The sequence below is a fragment of the Oleiphilus sp. HI0061 genome (assembly GCF_001635675.1).
Genome location: NZ_LWFE01001572.1, coordinates 1 through 960, shown reverse-complemented (window position 1 = coordinate 960; position 960 = coordinate 1). Strand labels below are relative to the sequence as shown.

Genomic DNA, 960 nt, shown 5'->3' with positions numbered 1-960 from the left:
TTCACATCAAAGAGGCAACGTCCTTTCGCATTAAGCGCCTCCAGGAAGCGTAGGCCGATCAATTCTCGATTAAGCTCAGCCCAACGAACAGCATGATTATGAGCGTTTAAATAATCAGAAAAATCTGAACTAGAATCATCCAAGCCATCGTGACTAAATTGTTGGACATGCTTGCGAAGTATCGACTCACCCAAACCACGAGAGCCAGAGTGAACTAGCAACTGAACAAGCTTTTTGTCTAGCTTTAATGCCTCAATAGATGCTTCGTCATAGACTTTATCAACTATCTGAAATTCCGCAAAGTGATTACCTCCACCGATTGTTCCTAAAGAACGATCGAATGGTATTACGCCTAACGATAAGTCTGACTGTCTGTTCGTGATGTAGTCACGCCATGAATCATCAAGCGGTTGTTCGATGTTATCCAGACGACGAACTAGCTTGTCGAAGTTTACTTTGCTGACTTTCTGGCTTGATTGCCATAAAGCCATACCGCAGCCAATATCATTACCAACCAGGGCAGGGTAGATTCTACCCAAACTAAAGAAGGCTGCGCCAACAGGGTAGCCTCTGCCAGGATGTAAATCGGGCATGCCCGCAACGATATCCATACCGGGTAGTGTTGATGTATTAATTAATTGTTGTACTGCGTCACCCTCTATCCACGTCTTGTCAGACGCAATGAGCGTAACTTTATTTGTTAAGTTTTGGACGCACGAGCCCATAGTACCTATTCCTTATGAAAATAGATTACAAAGAAAAATGTCTAAGAGGGCAGGCCGAACGACCAGAGGGCTAGAAAGCTAGCTTTTCCTATTGGTCATTGCCTGCAAAGGATGTCGTCATATATGTCATGGCTAATTCTCCTTTACAGTAATGATTGAAATGAACGCGGCATTCTAAGCTCACAAAACAGATCAATCAAGTAAATCGTTCGTGAAGCAGTATGCAGATCACATA

Annotated in this window: 1 protein-coding gene; it reads right to left on the bottom strand. The window is 43.3% G+C overall.

The window, feature by feature from the left end; all coding sequences use genetic code 11:
- Positions 1-725: RNA ligase RtcB family protein (locus A3735_RS24545; RefSeq protein WP_068638815.1), on the bottom strand; the 725-nt coding region annotated here is incomplete at its 3' end.
- Positions 726-960: the final 235 nt, after the last annotated feature.